At 44.2% G+C, this 17,431-nt stretch carries 17 protein-coding genes; 13 read left to right on the top strand and 4 right to left on the bottom strand.

What is annotated here, in order from left to right; translation table 11 throughout:
• The first annotated feature begins 76 nt into the window (after positions 1 to 76).
• From BMW86_RS03395 to BMW86_RS03365, 7 genes are all read left to right on the top strand, one after another.
• Positions 77 to 898 carry a purine-nucleoside phosphorylase gene (locus BMW86_RS03395; protein WP_089778969.1) on the top strand — a complete coding sequence of 274 codons (822 nt, stop codon included), beginning with the start codon at positions 77 to 79 and terminating at the stop codon, positions 896 to 898.
• Positions 899 to 983: 85 nt separating this feature from the next.
• Positions 984 to 2,954, top strand: coding sequence for a putative porin (locus BMW86_RS03390; RefSeq protein WP_089778967.1), 1,971 nt, complete (start codon positions 984 to 986; stop codon positions 2,952 to 2,954).
• A gap of 66 nt (positions 2,955 to 3,020) precedes the next feature.
• On the top strand, positions 3,021 to 3,233 hold the full coding sequence (locus BMW86_RS03385) for a hypothetical protein (protein WP_089778965.1): 213 nt from the start codon (positions 3,021 to 3,023) through the stop codon (positions 3,231 to 3,233).
• Between the two features lie 42 nt (positions 3,234 to 3,275).
• Positions 3,276 to 3,650: an HYC_CC_PP family protein gene (locus BMW86_RS03380; RefSeq protein ID WP_089778963.1), complete on the top strand. Its 375-nt coding sequence runs from the start codon at positions 3,276 to 3,278 to the stop codon at positions 3,648 to 3,650.
• Between the two features lie 53 nt (positions 3,651 to 3,703).
• The gene (locus BMW86_RS03375; protein WP_089778961.1) at positions 3,704 to 4,252 is read left to right on the top strand and encodes a heavy-metal-associated domain-containing protein; all 549 of its coding nucleotides are present in this window, start codon (positions 3,704 to 3,706) and stop codon (positions 4,250 to 4,252) included.
• A 5-nt stretch (positions 4,253 to 4,257) separates the two neighbouring features.
• Positions 4,258 to 5,097, top strand: coding sequence for a hypothetical protein (locus BMW86_RS03370; protein ID WP_089778959.1), 840 nt, complete (start codon positions 4,258 to 4,260; stop codon positions 5,095 to 5,097).
• 108 nt (positions 5,098 to 5,205) lie between these two features.
• A complete protein-coding gene (locus tag BMW86_RS03365; RefSeq protein ID WP_089778957.1) occupies positions 5,206 to 6,867 on the top strand; it encodes a L,D-transpeptidase family protein in 1,662 nt (553 codons plus the stop codon).
• A 140-nt stretch (positions 6,868 to 7,007) separates the two neighbouring features.
• On the opposite strand, the gene BMW86_RS03360 is transcribed toward BMW86_RS03365, so the two are convergent.
• Together BMW86_RS03360 and icd are read right to left on the bottom strand one after the other, a co-directional pair.
• The gene (locus tag BMW86_RS03360; protein ID WP_089778955.1) at positions 7,008 to 8,240 is read right to left on the bottom strand and encodes an NADP-dependent isocitrate dehydrogenase; all 1,233 of its coding nucleotides are present in this window, start codon (positions 8,238 to 8,240) and stop codon (positions 7,008 to 7,010) included.
• A gap of 138 nt (positions 8,241 to 8,378) precedes the next feature.
• Positions 8,379 to 9,644 carry an NADP-dependent isocitrate dehydrogenase gene (gene icd / locus BMW86_RS03355; protein WP_089778953.1) on the bottom strand — a complete coding sequence of 422 codons (1,266 nt, stop codon included), beginning with the start codon at positions 9,642 to 9,644 and terminating at the stop codon, positions 8,379 to 8,381.
• A 109-nt stretch (positions 9,645 to 9,753) separates the two neighbouring features.
• On the opposite strand from icd, the gene BMW86_RS03350 reads away from it, so the two are divergent.
• The 5 genes from BMW86_RS03350 (at position 9,754) to BMW86_RS03330 (ending at position 13,707) form a co-directional block, all read left to right on the top strand.
• Positions 9,754 to 10,449 (top strand): SGNH/GDSL hydrolase family protein, encoded by a 696-nt coding sequence (locus tag BMW86_RS03350; RefSeq protein ID WP_089778951.1) that lies wholly within the window; start codon positions 9,754 to 9,756, stop codon positions 10,447 to 10,449.
• 174 nt (positions 10,450 to 10,623) lie between these two features.
• A complete protein-coding gene (locus BMW86_RS03345) occupies positions 10,624 to 11,346 on the top strand; it encodes a LiaF transmembrane domain-containing protein (protein WP_177189139.1) in 723 nt (240 codons plus the stop codon).
• Between the two features lie 19 nt (positions 11,347 to 11,365).
• Positions 11,366 to 11,719, top strand: a complete 354-nt coding sequence (locus BMW86_RS03340; protein WP_089778947.1) for a DUF4288 domain-containing protein — start codon at positions 11,366 to 11,368, stop codon at positions 11,717 to 11,719.
• A gap of 208 nt (positions 11,720 to 11,927) precedes the next feature.
• A complete protein-coding gene (locus tag BMW86_RS03335) occupies positions 11,928 to 12,989 on the top strand; it encodes a sensor histidine kinase (protein ID WP_255372838.1) in 1,062 nt (353 codons plus the stop codon).
• Complete coding sequence (locus tag BMW86_RS03330; RefSeq protein ID WP_089778945.1) at positions 12,967 to 13,707, top strand: LytR/AlgR family response regulator transcription factor; 741 nt, start codon at positions 12,967 to 12,969, stop codon at positions 13,705 to 13,707. The genes BMW86_RS03335 and BMW86_RS03330 overlap by 23 nt, the downstream gene beginning before the upstream one ends.
• 58 nt (positions 13,708 to 13,765) lie before the next feature.
• On the opposite strand, the gene BMW86_RS03325 is transcribed toward BMW86_RS03330, so the two are convergent.
• Both BMW86_RS03325 and BMW86_RS03320 read right to left on the bottom strand, forming a co-directional pair.
• Positions 13,766 to 15,643 (bottom strand): Nramp family divalent metal transporter, encoded by a 1,878-nt coding sequence (locus BMW86_RS03325; RefSeq protein WP_089778943.1) that lies wholly within the window; start codon positions 15,641 to 15,643, stop codon positions 13,766 to 13,768.
• Positions 15,640 to 16,299, bottom strand: coding sequence for a metal-dependent transcriptional regulator (locus BMW86_RS03320; protein ID WP_089778941.1), 660 nt, complete (start codon positions 16,297 to 16,299; stop codon positions 15,640 to 15,642). The genes BMW86_RS03325 and BMW86_RS03320 overlap by 4 nt, the downstream gene beginning before the upstream one ends.
• Before the next feature lie 149 nt (positions 16,300 to 16,448).
• Here BMW86_RS03320 and BMW86_RS03315 point away from each other — a divergent pair, with 149 nt between their 5' ends.
• Positions 16,449 to 17,366, top strand: a complete 918-nt coding sequence (locus BMW86_RS03315) for a hypothetical protein (RefSeq protein ID WP_143056467.1) — start codon at positions 16,449 to 16,451, stop codon at positions 17,364 to 17,366.
• Positions 17,367 to 17,431 lie beyond the last annotated feature (65 nt).

Here is a 17,431-nt window from a genome sequence, read left to right as displayed (position 1 = left end):
TTATGATTTAAATATAAAACAGCAGTGTTTTGTGAATTAAAAATAACTTTGCGCAACCTGACTAAAGGACATAATAATGAGTGATCTGTTACGACAAATAGCTGCTGCTGCAGACCATATTAAGAAATTGTGGTCTGAAACGCCACAGGTTGGTATTATACTGGGCAGTGGATTAGGAAATCTGGCCAGTGAGATTAAAGACAGTATAGAAATCCCTTATGAGGAGATCCCGCATTTCCCGGTTGCTTCTGTAGAAGGACATAAGGGAAGGCTGATACTGGGGAAAATGAATGGACGCCCCGTGGTAGCCATGGCAGGCAGATTCCATTACTATGAAGGCTATTCCATGCTGCAGGTGACCTTTCCTGTGCGCGTGATGAAGGCCCTGGGAGTGCATACATTGCTGTTATCCAATGCGGCTGGTGGTATGAATGCCGCATTCCAGGTAGGTGACCTGATGATTATCCGGGACCATATTAACCTGCAACCGGAACATCCGTTAAGGGGCGCTAACATAGCTGAACTGGGGCCTAGGTTCCCGGATATGAGTGAGCCTTATTCCAAAGCACTGATCGTCAAAGCAAAAGAAATTGCAGCGGCCAACAATATTAAAGTACATACAGGCGTCTATGTGGGCGTACAAGGCCCAACCTTTGAGACCAGATCGGAGTATAAGTATATGCATACGATAGGTGGAGACGCCGTGGGAATGAGTACCGTGCCGGAAGTAATTGTGGGTATACACAGTGGTTTACAGGTATTTGCGATGAGCGTGATCACAGACATTGGTATAAGAGAGGAGGAGAATGTTATCACCCATGAAGAGGTATTGGAGGCAGCAAACGCTGCTGAACCAAAATTAACACTTATTTTCAGGGAATTGATCAGTGTTTTATGATATTGTGACTCAGTTTGATTTTGGGTGTGAGGTGAGTCACTACCTTTTATAATAAGAAGAAAAGAAGCAGGAAATATATCAAAGGATGAGGTCATTTATTTTAATATGTTGTTTGTTGTTTGGTGTTCAACAGCTACATGCGCAGATCAGCAGCCGCCTGAATAGTTTTGGCAGTGGCGGAAGTGGGTCCTCCAAGATGACCAAGGACACAACCAAGCACACGCATGATGTGGATACAATAACCATTACTTACCGCCACCTGGGGGAGCCTACTGATTTCAGGATAGACTCTTCTATTGCGGACTTTAATGGCAGTTTCCTTCGCTTACCTGCTAACTATGTTTTCCTGGGTAATAACGGGTCTCCTGCACGCAGTATTACTTTTGCGCCAAGGATGCAGTCTGGTTTCGATGCTGGTTTTCACAGCTTTGATGCCTATGGGTTCTCTCATGAGAATGCCCGGATTTATAATTCCAACCGTCCCTATACAGAGATGCTGTACATGGTAGGTAGCCAGAAGGAGCAGCAGCTGGGGTTGATGCATACACAAAACCGTACTGACCGTTTTAACTTCGGGTTCGAGTATCAGAAGATCTATGCACCGGGATATTTCCGTTCGCAGACAGCCGCTCATGATATCTACAGGTTAACTTCCCGGTTTATCAGTAAGAACCAGCGCTATAATGCTACTTTAAGTTATTTCTATAATAAGGACCAGAACGGGGAGAATGGTGGTATCAAGCGGGAGGAAGACCTTACGAATCCCAAGTACAGCCAGCGTCAGACGCTGGACGTGAACCTGGGTAACGACGCTACCACTACATCCAGTCTTTTCAGTACTACCATCCCGGTGAAGACAGCTTATGGCCGGTCGGGGTTTTTACTGATGCAGTCATACGACTGGGGCAAGGGGGATACCATTCATGTGAATGATACGACAGACTATTACAAGTTTGATCCGCTGTTCCGTGTGCAGTATACGTTTAAATATTCCAATGACGACTACCGGTTTACGGATGGTCAGCCGGATACTACTTTCTATACCAAACATTATGGCTGGGCTTTTAACGGGGATACTGTGGCTGCCCGTCATAACTGGCGTATTTTATCCAATGATTTCTCCCTGATCCAGTTCCCGATAAGGGGTAACCTGGCGCATTTTATTAATGTGGGGGCGCGGTATGATAATATCAGCGGTACATTCCTGGACTCCAAGATCAATTTTAACAATTTTGCTGTACATGGGGAATACCGGAATAAGACCCGTAATAAGTTATGGGATTTTTCTGCGAAAGGAGAGTTTTATGTAGCAGGACAGAATATAGGGGATTATAATGTGAGCGGAATGCTGAGCCGTTATCTGAATGAAACACTGGGTAATATTCATTTGTCTTTCAGTAATGTGAACCGGGAGCCATCGTATGTATACAAGTATTTCAGCAGTACTTATGATAGCTGGTACAACAGTACTTTAGCAAAAGAAAACATCACCCAGTTACAGTTTGCGGCAGATAACAAAAAGCTGAAGTATAATTTAGCGGTGAACTACTTCATCATAGGCAATTATACCTACTTCAAGGATTATTACCAGAGTGCGCAGGCGCCTGCTGTATTTAACCTGTTGCAGGTAATTGTGAGCAAACATTTCCGGGCCGGGCATTATAACTGGTATGCGGATTTTGCTTTCCAGCAGGTACATGGGGATGGACGTATCAATATTCCTACTTTATGGACCAGGCACAGGCTTTCCTATGAAAACAGGTTGTTTAATAATCTGAATTTAATGATTGGTATTGAAGCTAAATATAATACGACTTATTATGCGGATGATTACTCTCCTGTAACAGGTCAGTTTGTGTATCAGACTACCCAGAAGGTACAGTATTCTTTCCCTGATCTGGCTGCTTTTGTGCATTTCAGAATTAAATCTTTTTCTGCTTTTATAAGGGGAGAAAACCTGAATACTTTCTTCTCAAAAAACAACTTTGCAGCACCACTCTACCCTTACAATAATTTCTCTTTCAGACTGGGTATCCGTTGGTGGTTTATTAACTAACTTTTATGTTGTAACTGCTGTCATTTGGCGTGGCATTTGTTTAAGTTTGGTATAAAGCATAAACATATGAAGGCCTTCACAGTATTGTATAACGCGAACAGATATGATGTAATACCACTAAGCGGTCATACTCAGAGATTTAGGGCAAATGTAGACGGAACAGCCGTATACTTTGAGCATGATATTGACGGTCATGTACGGGCAGAAATGACGAATGCTGTGAGTACCTCTTTATTGATGGCACTGGCGGATAAAATTGAAGAGACCGAAAGAAGTTAGTTTTGATAGGATACAATGTTGTAAATTTGTATCCTGTAACAAATGAAGAAATTTACCACTATAATAATTGCCATCCTGTATACCGCTATGACCAGCGGGTTTACAGTGCATGCCCACTACTGTATGGGCAAGCTGGCAGAGGTGAATTTTAAAGAATCTTCTGATGTTTGCGGCAAATGCGGTAAGGCCGGCAAATGTTGTCATGACGAGTACAAGTTCTGCAAGGTAACTGTACAGCACGAGACCGTTAAAGTACAGCAAAGCATTGTTCCTGCTTCCAAAGATCTTAGCTTACCGGTGATCATTTTACCGGTTCCCGCTGTTAATATTTCTACTCCATTTATAGTTTATCGCGATCATGCTCCGCCTTCCGGAGATCATCCCCTTTATATTCAATACTGCACTTATCTGATCTGATTTGAATTACATCTTTTGTAATCAATCTTTTACATTATTTAATTCATCAGATCATGAAGAAATTAACTGTTATTATATTACTGGCCACCGGCCTGCACTTCTCTGCATTTTCCCAGATTAAAAAAGCATCCCTTCAGGCAGCAGGATTAACCTGTGCCATGTGTTCCAGGGCAACGCTGGAAGCGCTGAAGACACTTCCTTTTGTAGACAAGATCGATACAGATCTTAACAGCACTACTTTTCTCCTTTCCTTTAAACCAGGTGTACCTGTTGATATCGATCAGATAAAACAGAAGGTAGACGATGCCGGGTTCTCTGTAGCCAAACTGGTATTGACCGCCAGTTTTGATAAGGTATCTGTTCAAAATGATACGCATATCAATTATGCCGGCAGCACTTTTCATTTTATCAATGCTAAGAACCAGGTTTTATCGGGCGACAAGGATATTACTGTGATAGACAAGGACTTCGTATCTGCCAAACAGTTTAAGAAGTTCAGTACGCAAACGACTATGCCCTGTTATCAGACAGGCGTAATGGCAAATTGCTGTAAGATGGAAGCGAATGCGACCTCTCACCGGATTTATCACGTAACTATCTGATTATTATGAAAAGAGTTTTATTGTTTGTACCGCTGCTGTTGTCTTTGTACGCAGGAGCGCAGGAATTATATGTATCTACAGAGCCGGCAAGTAATATGCCGGCTAATTCCCTGGGCATCAGGATGAGTAGCCGGTTTTTTAAGATGGAGCATGAAGGGATTACCGGAATGCGTTTTGAGCCGGAGCTGATGTGGGGTGTTTCTAAAAGACTGATGGTACATGTGGCCGCATATGCCTCTAACCAGATGCAGGCTTCTATAGAACCGGAAGGCGGAAGTATCTACGCGAAGTATAGATTTTTCTCAAAAGATGGTTTGCATTCACATTTTCGTATGGCCGCTTATGTGAAGGGTGCGTTAATTAACAATCCTTATTATCCGGAAAGTTATCATAATGCAGAGATGGACCTGGATGGGGGAACATCCGGAGTGGCGACTGGTGTGATCGCTACACAGTTGATTCATAAACTGGCTGTTTCCGGTTCACTGGGTTACAACAGGTACATGAACAATACAAAGGACCAGCTGCCGGATGATATGTCTGCAAATGCAGTAAATTACAGTCTGTCTGCCGGGTATTTATTATTACCACGCACATATCGCAGTTTTGAGCAAACGAATCTGAATCTGTATGTGGAGTTGCTGGGAAAGTCGAATACGGATGCTGTGAGCCGCAATCATTATGTGGATATTGCTCCGGCTATTCAGTTCATTTTCAATAGTGTTACCCGTCTGGACCTGTCTTACAGGACGCAATTGTTTGGAAATATGCCGAGGAATGTGTTCAATACTTTTATGATAAGGTTTGAGCATAATATTTTTAATGTTGTAAAGAAGAAGAGATGAAAAAGGTAGTCGTGACCGTATTAAGGTTTATCCAATCCCTTTTTGTTAAGAAGAACTGTTGCAAGTAAAGGCGAATCCTTATCTTTGGGGAATTGTTTTTTATCGCCAATGAAGTATAATTATAAAAGGGGCAATCTGCTATACATAGCGGTTTTATTTGCATTGTTCGCTTGTCACAGGAAAAAGTTACTCCGGGAAAAAGAATTAGTGAAGAATGTAGCAGAATTACAGGAAGTTATACCGGAAAATATCGCAGAGCGCTTAAGCTATATTGCAGACAATGAAGGTAAGATGGAGGATAAGATTCCGGTATTACGTTCGTCTGCTTTGCAATATTACTATCAGCAAACCAGTAATGCACCGGGATGGTCATCCAGTGGGGTATTGAACCCTTCAGCAGATACCCTGTTCAACTGTATTCTGAATGCGGAACAGGAAGGACTACAGCCTGCCGATTATCATTTCCTTGCATTGAATGCAGCTTTCCAGCTTTTCAGAACGGATGAAACGGCGAAAAAGGATGCTGCTTTACTGGCACAGCTGGATATAATGATGACAGACGCTTTTATGAAGATGGCTTCTGATCTGCATTATGGAATAGCCCCACGTGACAGTATTACTATCAGGAAAGATTCCGTATTTACAGATACTTTGCTGACCAGCCTGTTACGTACTTCTCTGCAGGAGAACAATGTAGGGAAGGTATTGCGGCAACTGGAACCTCAGCATCCCGGGTATGCGCAGCTGAAAATAGCCATGCGGGCATTTGAGAGAAAGTATGCACCGCTGCGATGGGATACACTACCTGTCAGTTATACGGATACGATTGCTTTCAGGCAGCTGTTAATTAACCGTCTTGTACAAACGCATCACCTGGATACTTCCGGAGGGCATGGCACTGATACTTCGTTACTGAAGAAAGGCATTCTTGCTTTTCAGAAGGAGTTTAATATGTATGAGGATGGTCTTGCCGGGAAGAAAACGGTGCAGGTGCTGAATCGTCCGTTTCGCGACTGGATGATACAGGGGGCGGTGAATATGGATCGCTGGCGTAAGCTGCCGGATACTTTGCCACCACGGTTCATTATGGTGAATGTACCGGGCTACAGGATGGAGTTGTGGGATAGCGGACGAGTGGTGCTGGAATCGCGTGTGATTGTAGGAGCGCCGCGTACACGTACGCCGTTGCTGAACTCCCGTATGACGAACTTTGTGATGTTCCCTTTCTGGAGAGTTCCGTTCAGTATTACTATTAAGGAGATGCTGCCGGCTATTAAGAAAGACCATGGATATCTGACCAAGAAGAATATGGAAGTGATAGACAGGGATGGGAATGCGGTGAACCCGGATAGTGTTAACTGGAACAGGATGAGTAAGAATTACTTCCCTTATGTGTTAAGGCAGATGGACGGGATGGAGAATTCCCTGGGGATCATGAAGTTTAACTTCTATAATAAGTATAGTGTGTACCTGCATGATACGAATAATCACGGGTTGTTCCGGAATACCTACAGGGCGATGAGCCATGGTTGTGTGAGGATACAGCAATGGGACAGTTTAGCAATGTACCTTATAAAGCAGGATGCAAGACATCCAAGAGATAGTGTACGTGCGTGGCTGAGCAGGGGAGAGAAGAAGACCGTGGATATACAACGTCCGGTACCTATCTTTTTAAGGTATTTCACAGCAGAGGGTAAGAACGGGCAGATCGTGTTTCACGAAGATATTTACGGAGAGGATAAAGTAATGAGAAAATTAATGAGATTATAAATGGGTGCAGGGCGAAGCCCTGCAAAACCCCTTGATTTTTTTGAGATGGTGTGAAGCACCTTCTCAAAAAAATAAATTAAATAAAAAATGTCCCGGAAGTCCGGGACATTTTTGTTCATATCAGTATTGCAATCGTGGTCTTATTTGTTCAGCTTTACCTTTAAAGCATTGTCCAGTTCTGTCAGGAACTCTTCAGTGTAAAGATAATGTTTTCCATGTTCAACTTTGTTACCATGGATACATACAGCTAAATCTTTTGTCATTTTGCCGCTTTCTACGACTTCGATACATACCTGTTCCAATGCCTGGCAGAAATCGATCAGCTCCTGGTTGTTATCCAGACGGCCACGGAATTCCAGTCCACGGGTCCATGCGAAGATAGACGCGATAGGGTTGGTAGAAGTTGGTTTACCAGCCTGGTGATCGCGGTAGTGACGGGTAACAGTACCGTGAGCAGCTTCTGCTTCCATGGTTTTACCATCTGGTGTAACCAGGGTAGAAGTCATGAGACCCAGAGAACCGAAGCCCTGTGCTACTGTATCTGATTGTACGTCGCCATCGTAGTTCTTACAAGCCCATACGAAGTTACCGTTCCATTTCAGAGCGCTGGCAACCATGTCATCGATCAGGCGATGTTCGTAGGTAATACCGGCTTTCTGGAATTCGGCTTTGAATTCTTTCTGATAGATATCTTCGAAAATATCTTTGAAACGACCATCATATTTCTTCAGAATGGTGTTCTTGGTACTCAGGTACAAAGGCCATTTCTTCAGCAGTGCCTGGTTAAAGCAGGCGCGTGCAAAACCGATGATAGATTCGTCTGTATTGTACATTGCCAAAGCAACGCCATCACCTTTGAAGTTATATACTTCGTGTTCTATTACTTCTCCGCTTTCGCTTTCAAATTTGATAGTGAGTTTACCTTTACCTTTTGTAACGAAGTCGGTAGCACGGTACTGATCACCAAATGCATGACGGCCGATACAGATAGGGGCAGTCCAGTTAGGCACCAGGCGTGGTACATTGTCCATTAAGATAGGTTCGCGGAATACGGTACCGTCGAGGATGTTACGGATAGTACCGTTTGGTGACTTCCACATCTGTTTCAGTTTGAATTCCTTTACGCGTTCTTCATCCGGAGTGATGGTTGCGCATTTGATACCAACACCTACTTCTCTGATAGCATTAGCGGCGTCTATTGTAACCTGGTCATTGGTCGCATCACGATGTTCCATACCCAGGTCATAGTATTTGATATCCACTTCCAGGTAAGGAAGTATCAGTTTATCCTTAATGAATTTCCAGATGATCCTTGTCATCTCATCTCCGTCCAGTTCTACAACCGGTTTAGCGACTTTAATTTTTGCAGCCATTTTCAGGTTTGAGTTTTAATTAGTTACAAATGCTTGCTTGTAAACGTGAAATATACAAAATGGGTCACAATTTACAATATAAGACGCAAAAAGCTGAACGCATTTTAACATGCATTCAGCCTTTTGGTGTTGAATAGTTTAGAGGTGTTTGATCACTTCATCTGCAAACTCGCTGGTTTTAACCAGGGTAGCGTCGTCCATGAGCTTATAGAAGTCGATGGTAACGCGTTTGCGTGCGATGGCAGTACTGAGGCCATGTACGATAATGTCTGCGGCTTCTTTCCAGCCCATGTATTCCAGCATCATTACACCACTGAGGATAACGGAGCTTGGGTTCATGGTATCTGTGTTGGCGAAGCGCGGAGCAGTACCGTGTGTAGCTTCAAATACAGCATAACCTGTAGAGTAGTTGACGTTGGCACCAGGAGCGATACCGATACCGCCTACGGCAGCAGCGAGTGCATCGGAGATGTAGTCACCGTTCAGGTTAAGGGTAGCCACTACGGAGTAGTCCTGTGGCGCCAGCAGGATCTGTTGCAGGAAGTTATCCGCAATTACATCCTTTATGATGAGTTTTTTGTGAGCGATGGCCACATTCATTTCTTTGTTGGCTTCGTCTTCACCTTTTGCTTTTTTTGTAGCTTCCCACTGTTCCCAGGTGTAGACCTGTTCGCCGTATTCGCGCAGCGCCAGTTCGTAACCCCATGTTTTAAATCCACCTTCGGTGAATTTCATGATATTACCCTTGTGAACGAGTGTAACGGAAGGCAGTTTCTGTTCCAGAGCGTACTTGATAGCGGCACGGATCAGTCTTTCAGAACCTTCTTTGGATACTGGTTTGATACCCAGGGAAGAGGTTTCCGGGAAGCGGATCTTAGTTACGCCCATTTCATTTTGCAGGAAATTGAGCAGTTTGGTAGCTTCCGGAGTACCATACATATATTCGATACCGGCATAGATATCTTCTGTGTTTTCACGGAAGATGACCATGTCTACCTTTTCCGGGTGTTTCACCGGGGAAGGCACTTTGTTAAACCAGCGTACGGGACGGATACAGGCGTAGAGGTCCAGTTCCTGGCGCATAGCCACGTTCAGTGAGCGGATACCGCCACCAACGGGGGTAGACAGGGGGCCTTTGATAGATACCAGGTATTCCTTAAAGGCATCCAGGGTAGCTTTAGGCAACCATTCACCAGTCTGCTGGAAGGCTTTTTCGCCAGCAAGCACTTCTTTCCATTCTATCTTTCTTTTACCACCATAGGCTTTTTCCACAGCGGCGTCAAATACACGCACACTGGCCCGCCAGATATCAGGTCCTATGCCATCGCCTTCTATAAAAGGAATAATGGGATGGTTTGGCACCTGTAAATGGCCATTGGTCATTGATATTTTTTCTGCCGGCATAAAAAACAGTTTCGTTACGTATTTCGTAATTAATTATAGTATAATCGAGCGCAAAGGTACGTATTATTAGTCCAAGTGGGTAGTTGTTGCGCCGCAAAAACTTTTTCCTATGTTCAGATTAATCTTAATTTGCTCTATATTCTTTGGTTATAAAAATAATGAGGTTCCTATGACCGCCGGTACAAATTTGAGCAAAGACACAGGATTTACTTACCTGGCATTGGGTGATAGCTATACTATAGGGCAAAGTGTGCCCGAATCTGACCGTTACCCGGTGCAGGCCGCAAAACTACTGAGAGACGAAGGGGTAGCTGTCGCTGATCCCGTGATAGTGGCCCGTACCGGTTGGACTACCGACGAATTAAGCACCGGGATACAGGAAGCCGGTATTACAGGTACTACCTATGATGTGGTCACCCTGCTGATAGGGGTGAATGACCAGTACAGGGGGAGGGCGGTAGAGTTTTACAAGCCGGCGTTCACCTTACTGCTGGAACAGGCCATTACATTTGCAGGCGGGCATTCCGACAGGGTAGTGGTGTTGTCTATCCCCGACTGGAGCGTAGTTCCCTATGCTGAAGGCAAAGACAGGCAGGAGATCTCTGAAAAGATCAATGCTTATAATAATGCCAACAGGAAGATCGCGAAGAAAATGAAAGTCCATTATATTGATATTACCCCCGGTACCCTCAATGCAGCCAGTGACCCCAGTCTGGTAGCCAGTGACGGGCTGCATTATTCCGGCAAAGAAATGGCCTTCTGGGCCCATAAGCTGGCCGATACGCTCAAGGGTATCCTCCATTAAATACTTTTACCGGCTTTTTCCTGCTGTTTACCGGAACACTCCCTTTTTTAGCCTAAATACCCTTTTCCGGGCAGTGTGGTCTTGCTAATATTGTATCGTAAATGAAACATACAAATGAGCAAGAAAGATATTAGAAAAAACTCAAGGTCCTCAATCGGAAAGGGATTCATTTTTTTGATAGTTGGAGCATTCTTTTTATTAAGAAGTCTGGCTCTTGATATTCCGGATTGGATAGGTTCCTGGGAAGTGCTGGTGATAGGGATAGGCGCCATTATATGGCTTAGCAGTGAGTTCAAAAACAATGCAGGTATAATAATGATGCTGATTGGTAGTGTTTTCCTGGCAAGAGATATTTATGGTTGGCCTTTTGATATATCCCGCTTTATATGGCCAGGCTGCCTGATCCTCATAGGTATTCTCCTGATATTCAGAAAGCAGGGGAACAGAAGACATTGGCATGATCATTCCACTTCCTTCCATGATGACACTATGCATAAAGATGACACTATGCGTAAAGACGACAAGTACCACGCATTTTCCTATAATTCCGTATCTGATGACTTCGTAGATGTTACGGCTGTGTTCAGTGGAGTAAACAGGGTAGTGGTTTCCAAAGAATTTAAAGGAGGAACAGCTACGGCCGTTTTCGGTGGTACTGATATCAACCTGACCCAGGCGGATTTTAACGGCACCATTCAAATAGAGGCCAACTGTGTTTTTGGTGGTGTGGAAATTGTAGTGCCTTCCAACTGGAACGTAAAAGTAAAAATGGATACCGTCTTTGGTGGTGTTGAGGATAAACGCCCGGTAGAGATGATGTCTAATAACCCCGACAAGGTCCTTGTCATTACAGGCACCTGTGTATTCGGTGGAGTAGAAATCAAAAGTTATAATTAACCCGATTAATCTTATTTATATGCAATGGTTTGTGACCAAAATAGTTTACCAGATCATTTGTGGAAATGGCGATCATACTCCACAGTTCGATGAACAACTGCGCCTGATCAGTGCATCTGATAAAGAAGAAGCCTGGAAGAGAGCTTGCGAGATAGGTATACAGGGCCAGTATTCGTTTAATAACCAACGGCAGGAACTGGTGCAGTGGCGCTTTATCAATGTACCGGAAATGAATACACTGGAAATGCTGGGAGATGGAATGGAGCTGTATTCACGTATAGAAGAGCCCAGTGATGCAGATGCTTATATCTCCTGGTTGCAGGTAAAAGCAGCCAGTCTGAGAGGACAGGAGTATATTGATATTCATTCTTAAGTGCAAAACATAATAGGCTCCGTTAGGAGCCCCGTGTTTGTAGTAAACACATTAAAACAACAAAACAGAGACTCCGTAGGAGTCCCCTGAATCCCGAACATTAGGGGACTCCTACGGAGTCAATTAAAGAGGATAAGAATATTTTACTACAAACACGGAGCTCCTAACGGAGCTAACTAAACGATATTGACTCTTAATCTAATATTCATTGGCCAAACAATTACTCACTGACAAGCTTTTTCGCCGGACGTTCATAGGAACAGCTTATGTTTTTCTGGTGGTACATGCAGCTGTCCTGTTATACTGGTACAAACTGGGTAATGGCCTGGCCTGGACGGACAGTGCAGTGCATATTATATTACTTGCACTCTCTGCAAGAGCAACCAGTTTTGGTCTGGCGTATTACAGACCTGCAAGGGGGAAGTATACTTTTCTGCTGACTTACACGGTTGCTCAGACTGCTTTGTGGTTGTTTATCAGTACCAGTATGATGCGGTGCTATTTCCCGGGAGAACAGGCATATTTAGAGTGGGCACATGAGGCTTTACCGGCGCGTTTTGTAATAGGTTGGCTGGTGATCTGTTTTGTAGCCTTCAGGAGCCTGTGGTGGCATGATATGGAAGCACAGCGGGAAGAGCTGTTGCGTAAGGACACAGCAGAAAGACTGGCCCGTGAAGCAGAGTTATATAAACTAAGACAACAGCTGCAACCACATTTCCTGTTTAACAGTCTTAACTCTATTAATGCCCTGATCATGCTGCGCCCGCAACAGGCCCGTGAGATGGTGCTGAAGCTGAGTGATTTTCTGAGAGGAACATTGAAAAGAGAGGACCAGGACTGGATTGCATTACCTGATGAACTGCAATACCTGCAATGGTACCTGGATATTGAAAAGGTAAGATTCGGACATCGTTTAAGCACTAACGTTACTGCTACGGATGCTACAGCTGATCTGAAAATACCCCCGATGTTATTACAACCGGTAGTGGAAAATGCGATTAAGTACGGCTTATATGATACAACAGATGCGATCACGATTACAATAGAAGCATGGGTACAGGATGAGTTACTGTATGTACAGGTACAGAACCCATTCGATTCAGATCTGCAGCAACCTCAGACAGGAACAGGATTCGGTCTTACATCCATACGCAGGCGTTTATACCTGCTGTTTGCCCGACATGATCTGCTGGAGACCACAGCAAAAGAAAACATTTATACTACACTCATTAAAGTGCCACAACTATATGATAAAAGCGATAATAATTGATGATGAACCACTGGCAAGGGAAATTGTAAAAGAATACCTGCAATCATTTACACAGGTAGCGCTTTTACAGGAGTGTAATGATGGGTTTGAAGGATTAAAAGCGATACAGCAACATCAGCCGGATATTGTATTCCTGGATGTGCAGATGCCAAAGATCACCGGCTTTGAGATGCTGGAACTGGTAGAAGCATTGCCTGCTATTATATTTACTACTGCTTTTGAAGAACATGCCATACGTGCATTTGAAGTGAATGCAGTGGATTATTTATTAAAGCCTTTTTCTAAGGAACGTTTTGATAAGGCATTACAGAAATGGCTGGACCGCCGTGCTGCTGATACACCTGTGGAAACAACTGCTTTGCTGGAAACAGCAGCCAGCTCTCCTTTGCAGAATAACCGTATTGTGGTGAAGATAAACGGGAAGATCAAGATTATTCCTGTGGTGGATATTCATTACCTGGAAGCTGCGGACGATTATGTGAAAATCATTACTTCCGAAGGGTCTTTCCTGAAGAATAAAACAATGGCATTTTTTGATCAGACACTGGATGCACAACAGTTTTCCCGTGTGCACAGATCTTATATGCTGAACGTAAACCAGGTAACGCGTATAGAGCCTTATGAGAAGGAAAACCACCTGGCGATATTACGTTCCGGTGCTAAAATACCGGTGAGTAAAACAGGGTACCCAAGATTAAAATCTGCGTTAGGACTATAGTAAATTTTGCTTTTTTCATAGAAGAAAAGCACCTGTCGTTTGGCAGGTGCTTTCTTTTTTATTGCACTATCAGTACGGGGATCCTTACCTGATGTCTTACCTGGTTGGCAGTTTCACCATAGATCCAATCTTTGATACCGGTGTGGCCGTGGCCACCTAATACAAGGAAATCAGCTTTCTCTTCTTTTACAAGACGAACAATTTCTTTTGCCCTGTGCCTGTAGCCCAGTAATCCTTTTGCACGGATATTCCTGGAGTGGAGTAAGGAGATATATTTTTCCATCTGTTCCTGGTCCTTCCTTGTTTCAAAATCGTCTGATTCACGACCCAGGTATTTGGCAGATGCGCTTTCTACTATATGTATTAAGAGATATTCCGTTTGTGGGTTACCGTGAGCCAGTGCATTAGAGATGATCTTTTCATCATCCTTACTGAAATCCAAGGCCATAGCGATATAGTTATACACAGGGATCTGTAAGTTTCCCAGTGCGATTTCGTGGGTATGATGGATCTCTGCAGATGCTTTTTGCTGATAACGGCTCATCAGCGGATAAACAACCGTGATCACCAGGAGGGTGATGAAACCAAGTCCTGCAAGGATGATAACAATGTCTACCAGTATATTGCTGTTACCGGCTACATACTTTGCAGCTTCGGTATATACCATGCGGCCATTGAGGTATACCAGTACAATGGTAATGATCCAGGCGGTTATTTTCACTATTGGTTTAATGGTGAACTTACCCATCGTTTTTTTATCACTTACGAAATGGATGAGAGGAATTACAGCAAAGCCGAGTTGCATACTTAATAACACCTGACTGAATACCAGCAGGTTTCCTACTTTCTCCGGGCCAGCGATGATGATGACCAGTAATGCCGGGATGATAGCCAGCAGGCGTGTGATGAGCCGGCGCAGCCAGGGGTTGATACGCAGGCTGAGGTAACCTTCCATGACGATCTGTCCGGCAAGTGTGCCTGTCACGGTGGAGCTTTGTCCGGCAGCGATCAACGCAATTGCAAACAACATGGGAGCCAGTTTACTGCCTAACAGACCTTCCATCAGTTTATGTGCATCCTGTATTTCCGCAATGTCGGTATGGCCGGCTTTGAAGAAAACAGAGGCTGCAAGGATGAGGATGGCCGCGTTGACAAAAAATGCCAGGTTGAGGGCAACAGCGCTATCAATGAAGTTGAGTTTGAGCGCCTGTTTAATACCTGCATCATCGCGCTTTATTTTACGTGTCTGCACTAATGCTGAATGCAAATAAAGATTGTGAGGCATAACGGTAGCCCCTATGATACCAATGGCAATGTAGAGCGCCACATTATCCGGAATAGAGGGGATAAAGCCTACTACGACCTCATTCAGGGCCGGTTTAGCCATGATCAGCTCTATAAGGAAAGAGATGCCCACAATAGCCACTAACGCGATAATAAAGGCTTCCATTTTCCGGATACCGTAGCGTTGTAATACTAACAAAAGAAAGGTATCGAAAACGGTAATGCTTACGCCCCAGACCAGGGGTAAGTCGGTCAGTAACTGTATACCAATAGCCATACCCAGCACCTCTGCGAGGTCCGTAGCTGCGATGGCTACTTCTGCCAGGATATAGAGAATGAAGTTGACGAGAGGGGGGTAGGTTTCACGGTTGGCCTGTGCAAGGTCGCGGCCTCTTACAATACCCAGGCGTGCGCTGAGGCTTTGTAACAGGAGGGCCATCAGGTTACTCATTAGCAGTACCCATAATAGTTTGTAGCCGTACTGGCTGCCACCTGCCAGATCGGTAGCCCAGTTGCCCGGGTCCATGTATCCCACGCTGACGAGGTATGCCGGTCCAAAGAAAGCCAGGAGTTTCCTCCAGCGGGCCCCGCCGGAGTTGGTCATATCTACACTTTGATGAACGTCGCCAAGAGATGTGTGCTGATGATTCATATTGCTTTAACCATTATATTCTTTGACACCTGTTCACTGATCGTGAAGGCGGGTTGATTACGGATTTTGATTTCAATTGAGTTGTCGAATGCGTAACGTTCTATCACATCCAGTTGTGTACCCAGCCGGATACCTTTGGCGGTAAGGAATTCCAGGAGAGCGGCAGATTTATCTGATACGGCCATGACTTCCAGTCGTTTAGCCTGGGATTTATGTAAAGAGGTTAGTGTACGGGGTTTACCCATTTTGCCCTGTGCATCGGGAATAGGATCGCCGTGGGGGTCAATTGCCGGATTTCCAAGAAATTCGCTGAGGCGGTTGGTGAGTTTTTCACTACGTACATGTTCCAGTTCTTCTGCCAGTTCATGTACTTCTTCCCAGCTGAAGGCCAGTTTTTCTACCAGGAAACACTCCCAGAGGCGGTGCCTGCGTACAATTTGCAGGGCTGCTTTTCTGCCTTCCGGAGTGAGGTTGATGCCCTGATATTTTTCATATGCAATGAGCTTTTTTTCTTTCAGCTTTTTAGCCATATCCGTTACTGAAGCTGGTTTTGTATCCAGTTCGTAGGCAAGCGCATTTGTCGTAACGGAATCCTGTCCTTCTTCCAGCTTGTATATCGACTTTATATAATTCTCTTCTGAAACAGACAAGTTCATAACTCTTAAAATAATATTTAGGTAAATCTAAATAATAATAGGCGAATTAGCAAGTTTGACAGAGGATGCTGGTAACCATCTTTACATTTTTTATACTTCATATCAATTTTTTCTTTAACTTTTCGGCCATAATAAACAAGCAAATACGCATGAATAAGATCGTGTTAGCGCTATTGGCCATCTGCTTACTGGGTGCCTGTAAGTCGAAACATAAAAAGGTAGCAGGGGATGAATTTACATTTGAGGACTTCCGTGATTTATTCACCACTACCCAATTGCCTTATAAGCTGACACTTGATTCCCTGAAAGCGGAAGAGATTGATTCTCTTTCCATTGAACCGGAACTGATGAAGCAATTCCTGACGGATACATTATCCGCAAAGGATTTTCCTGCAGGCAGTGCCGTGCAGTATTTTCCGCTGGCTTACCTGGAAGGGGATAAGATCAATTATTTTGTGGTGAAGGCAACGGGTAAAACTGCCCGGATGGCTTACCTGTGTGTGACAGACAAAAAGGGACATTACCTGAACCGGTTACAGGTAGGGAAGCTGGTTGATAACGGAAACAGTACAAAGTATTTTTCTATAGATAACAAGCGGGCTGTTAAGATAACAGAAGAGCAGCAGCTGGGGCAGGGGCGTACAGCCACTAAAGAAGAGTTTTATGATGTGGCAGCAGATGGCAAGGCTATGCTGGTGATGACAAATTCCAGCGGGGATGCTGTTGCAGGACAGATCTTCAATCCCATTGATACTTTACCCCGTAAGCATAAATTATCAGGTGATTATGAAGCTGGTGAGCTGAGTATTGTGTCTGTCAGGGATGGTAAGGATGTGAAGTCGTTCCAGTTCTTTATCTCTTTCGCCAAAGAAAGTGGTTGTAAAGGAGAGTTATCAGGTACAGGTCATTTTACAGGTACTAACAAGGGAGAGTACAAGGATAAGGATTCAGATTGTGGTATTGCCTTCCAGTTTTCGACGGGACATTTGAGTATTAAAGAGATAGGGGGATGTGGTGCTTACAGGGGAGTGAAATGTTTCTTTGAGGGTAATTTTAAGAAGAAGTAGGGAAAGTGCGCGGTTAATATGCTTCAGACAGGACGGAGACAGGAAGGAGAGTGGACGGAGAGTGG

This window comes from Chitinophaga sp. YR573, assembly GCF_900110995.1.
Taxonomy (GTDB): domain Bacteria; phylum Bacteroidota; class Bacteroidia; order Chitinophagales; family Chitinophagaceae; genus Chitinophaga.
Note: the sequence above shows the minus strand (reverse complement) of the source record. Positions and strands in the feature narration are given on the sequence as shown.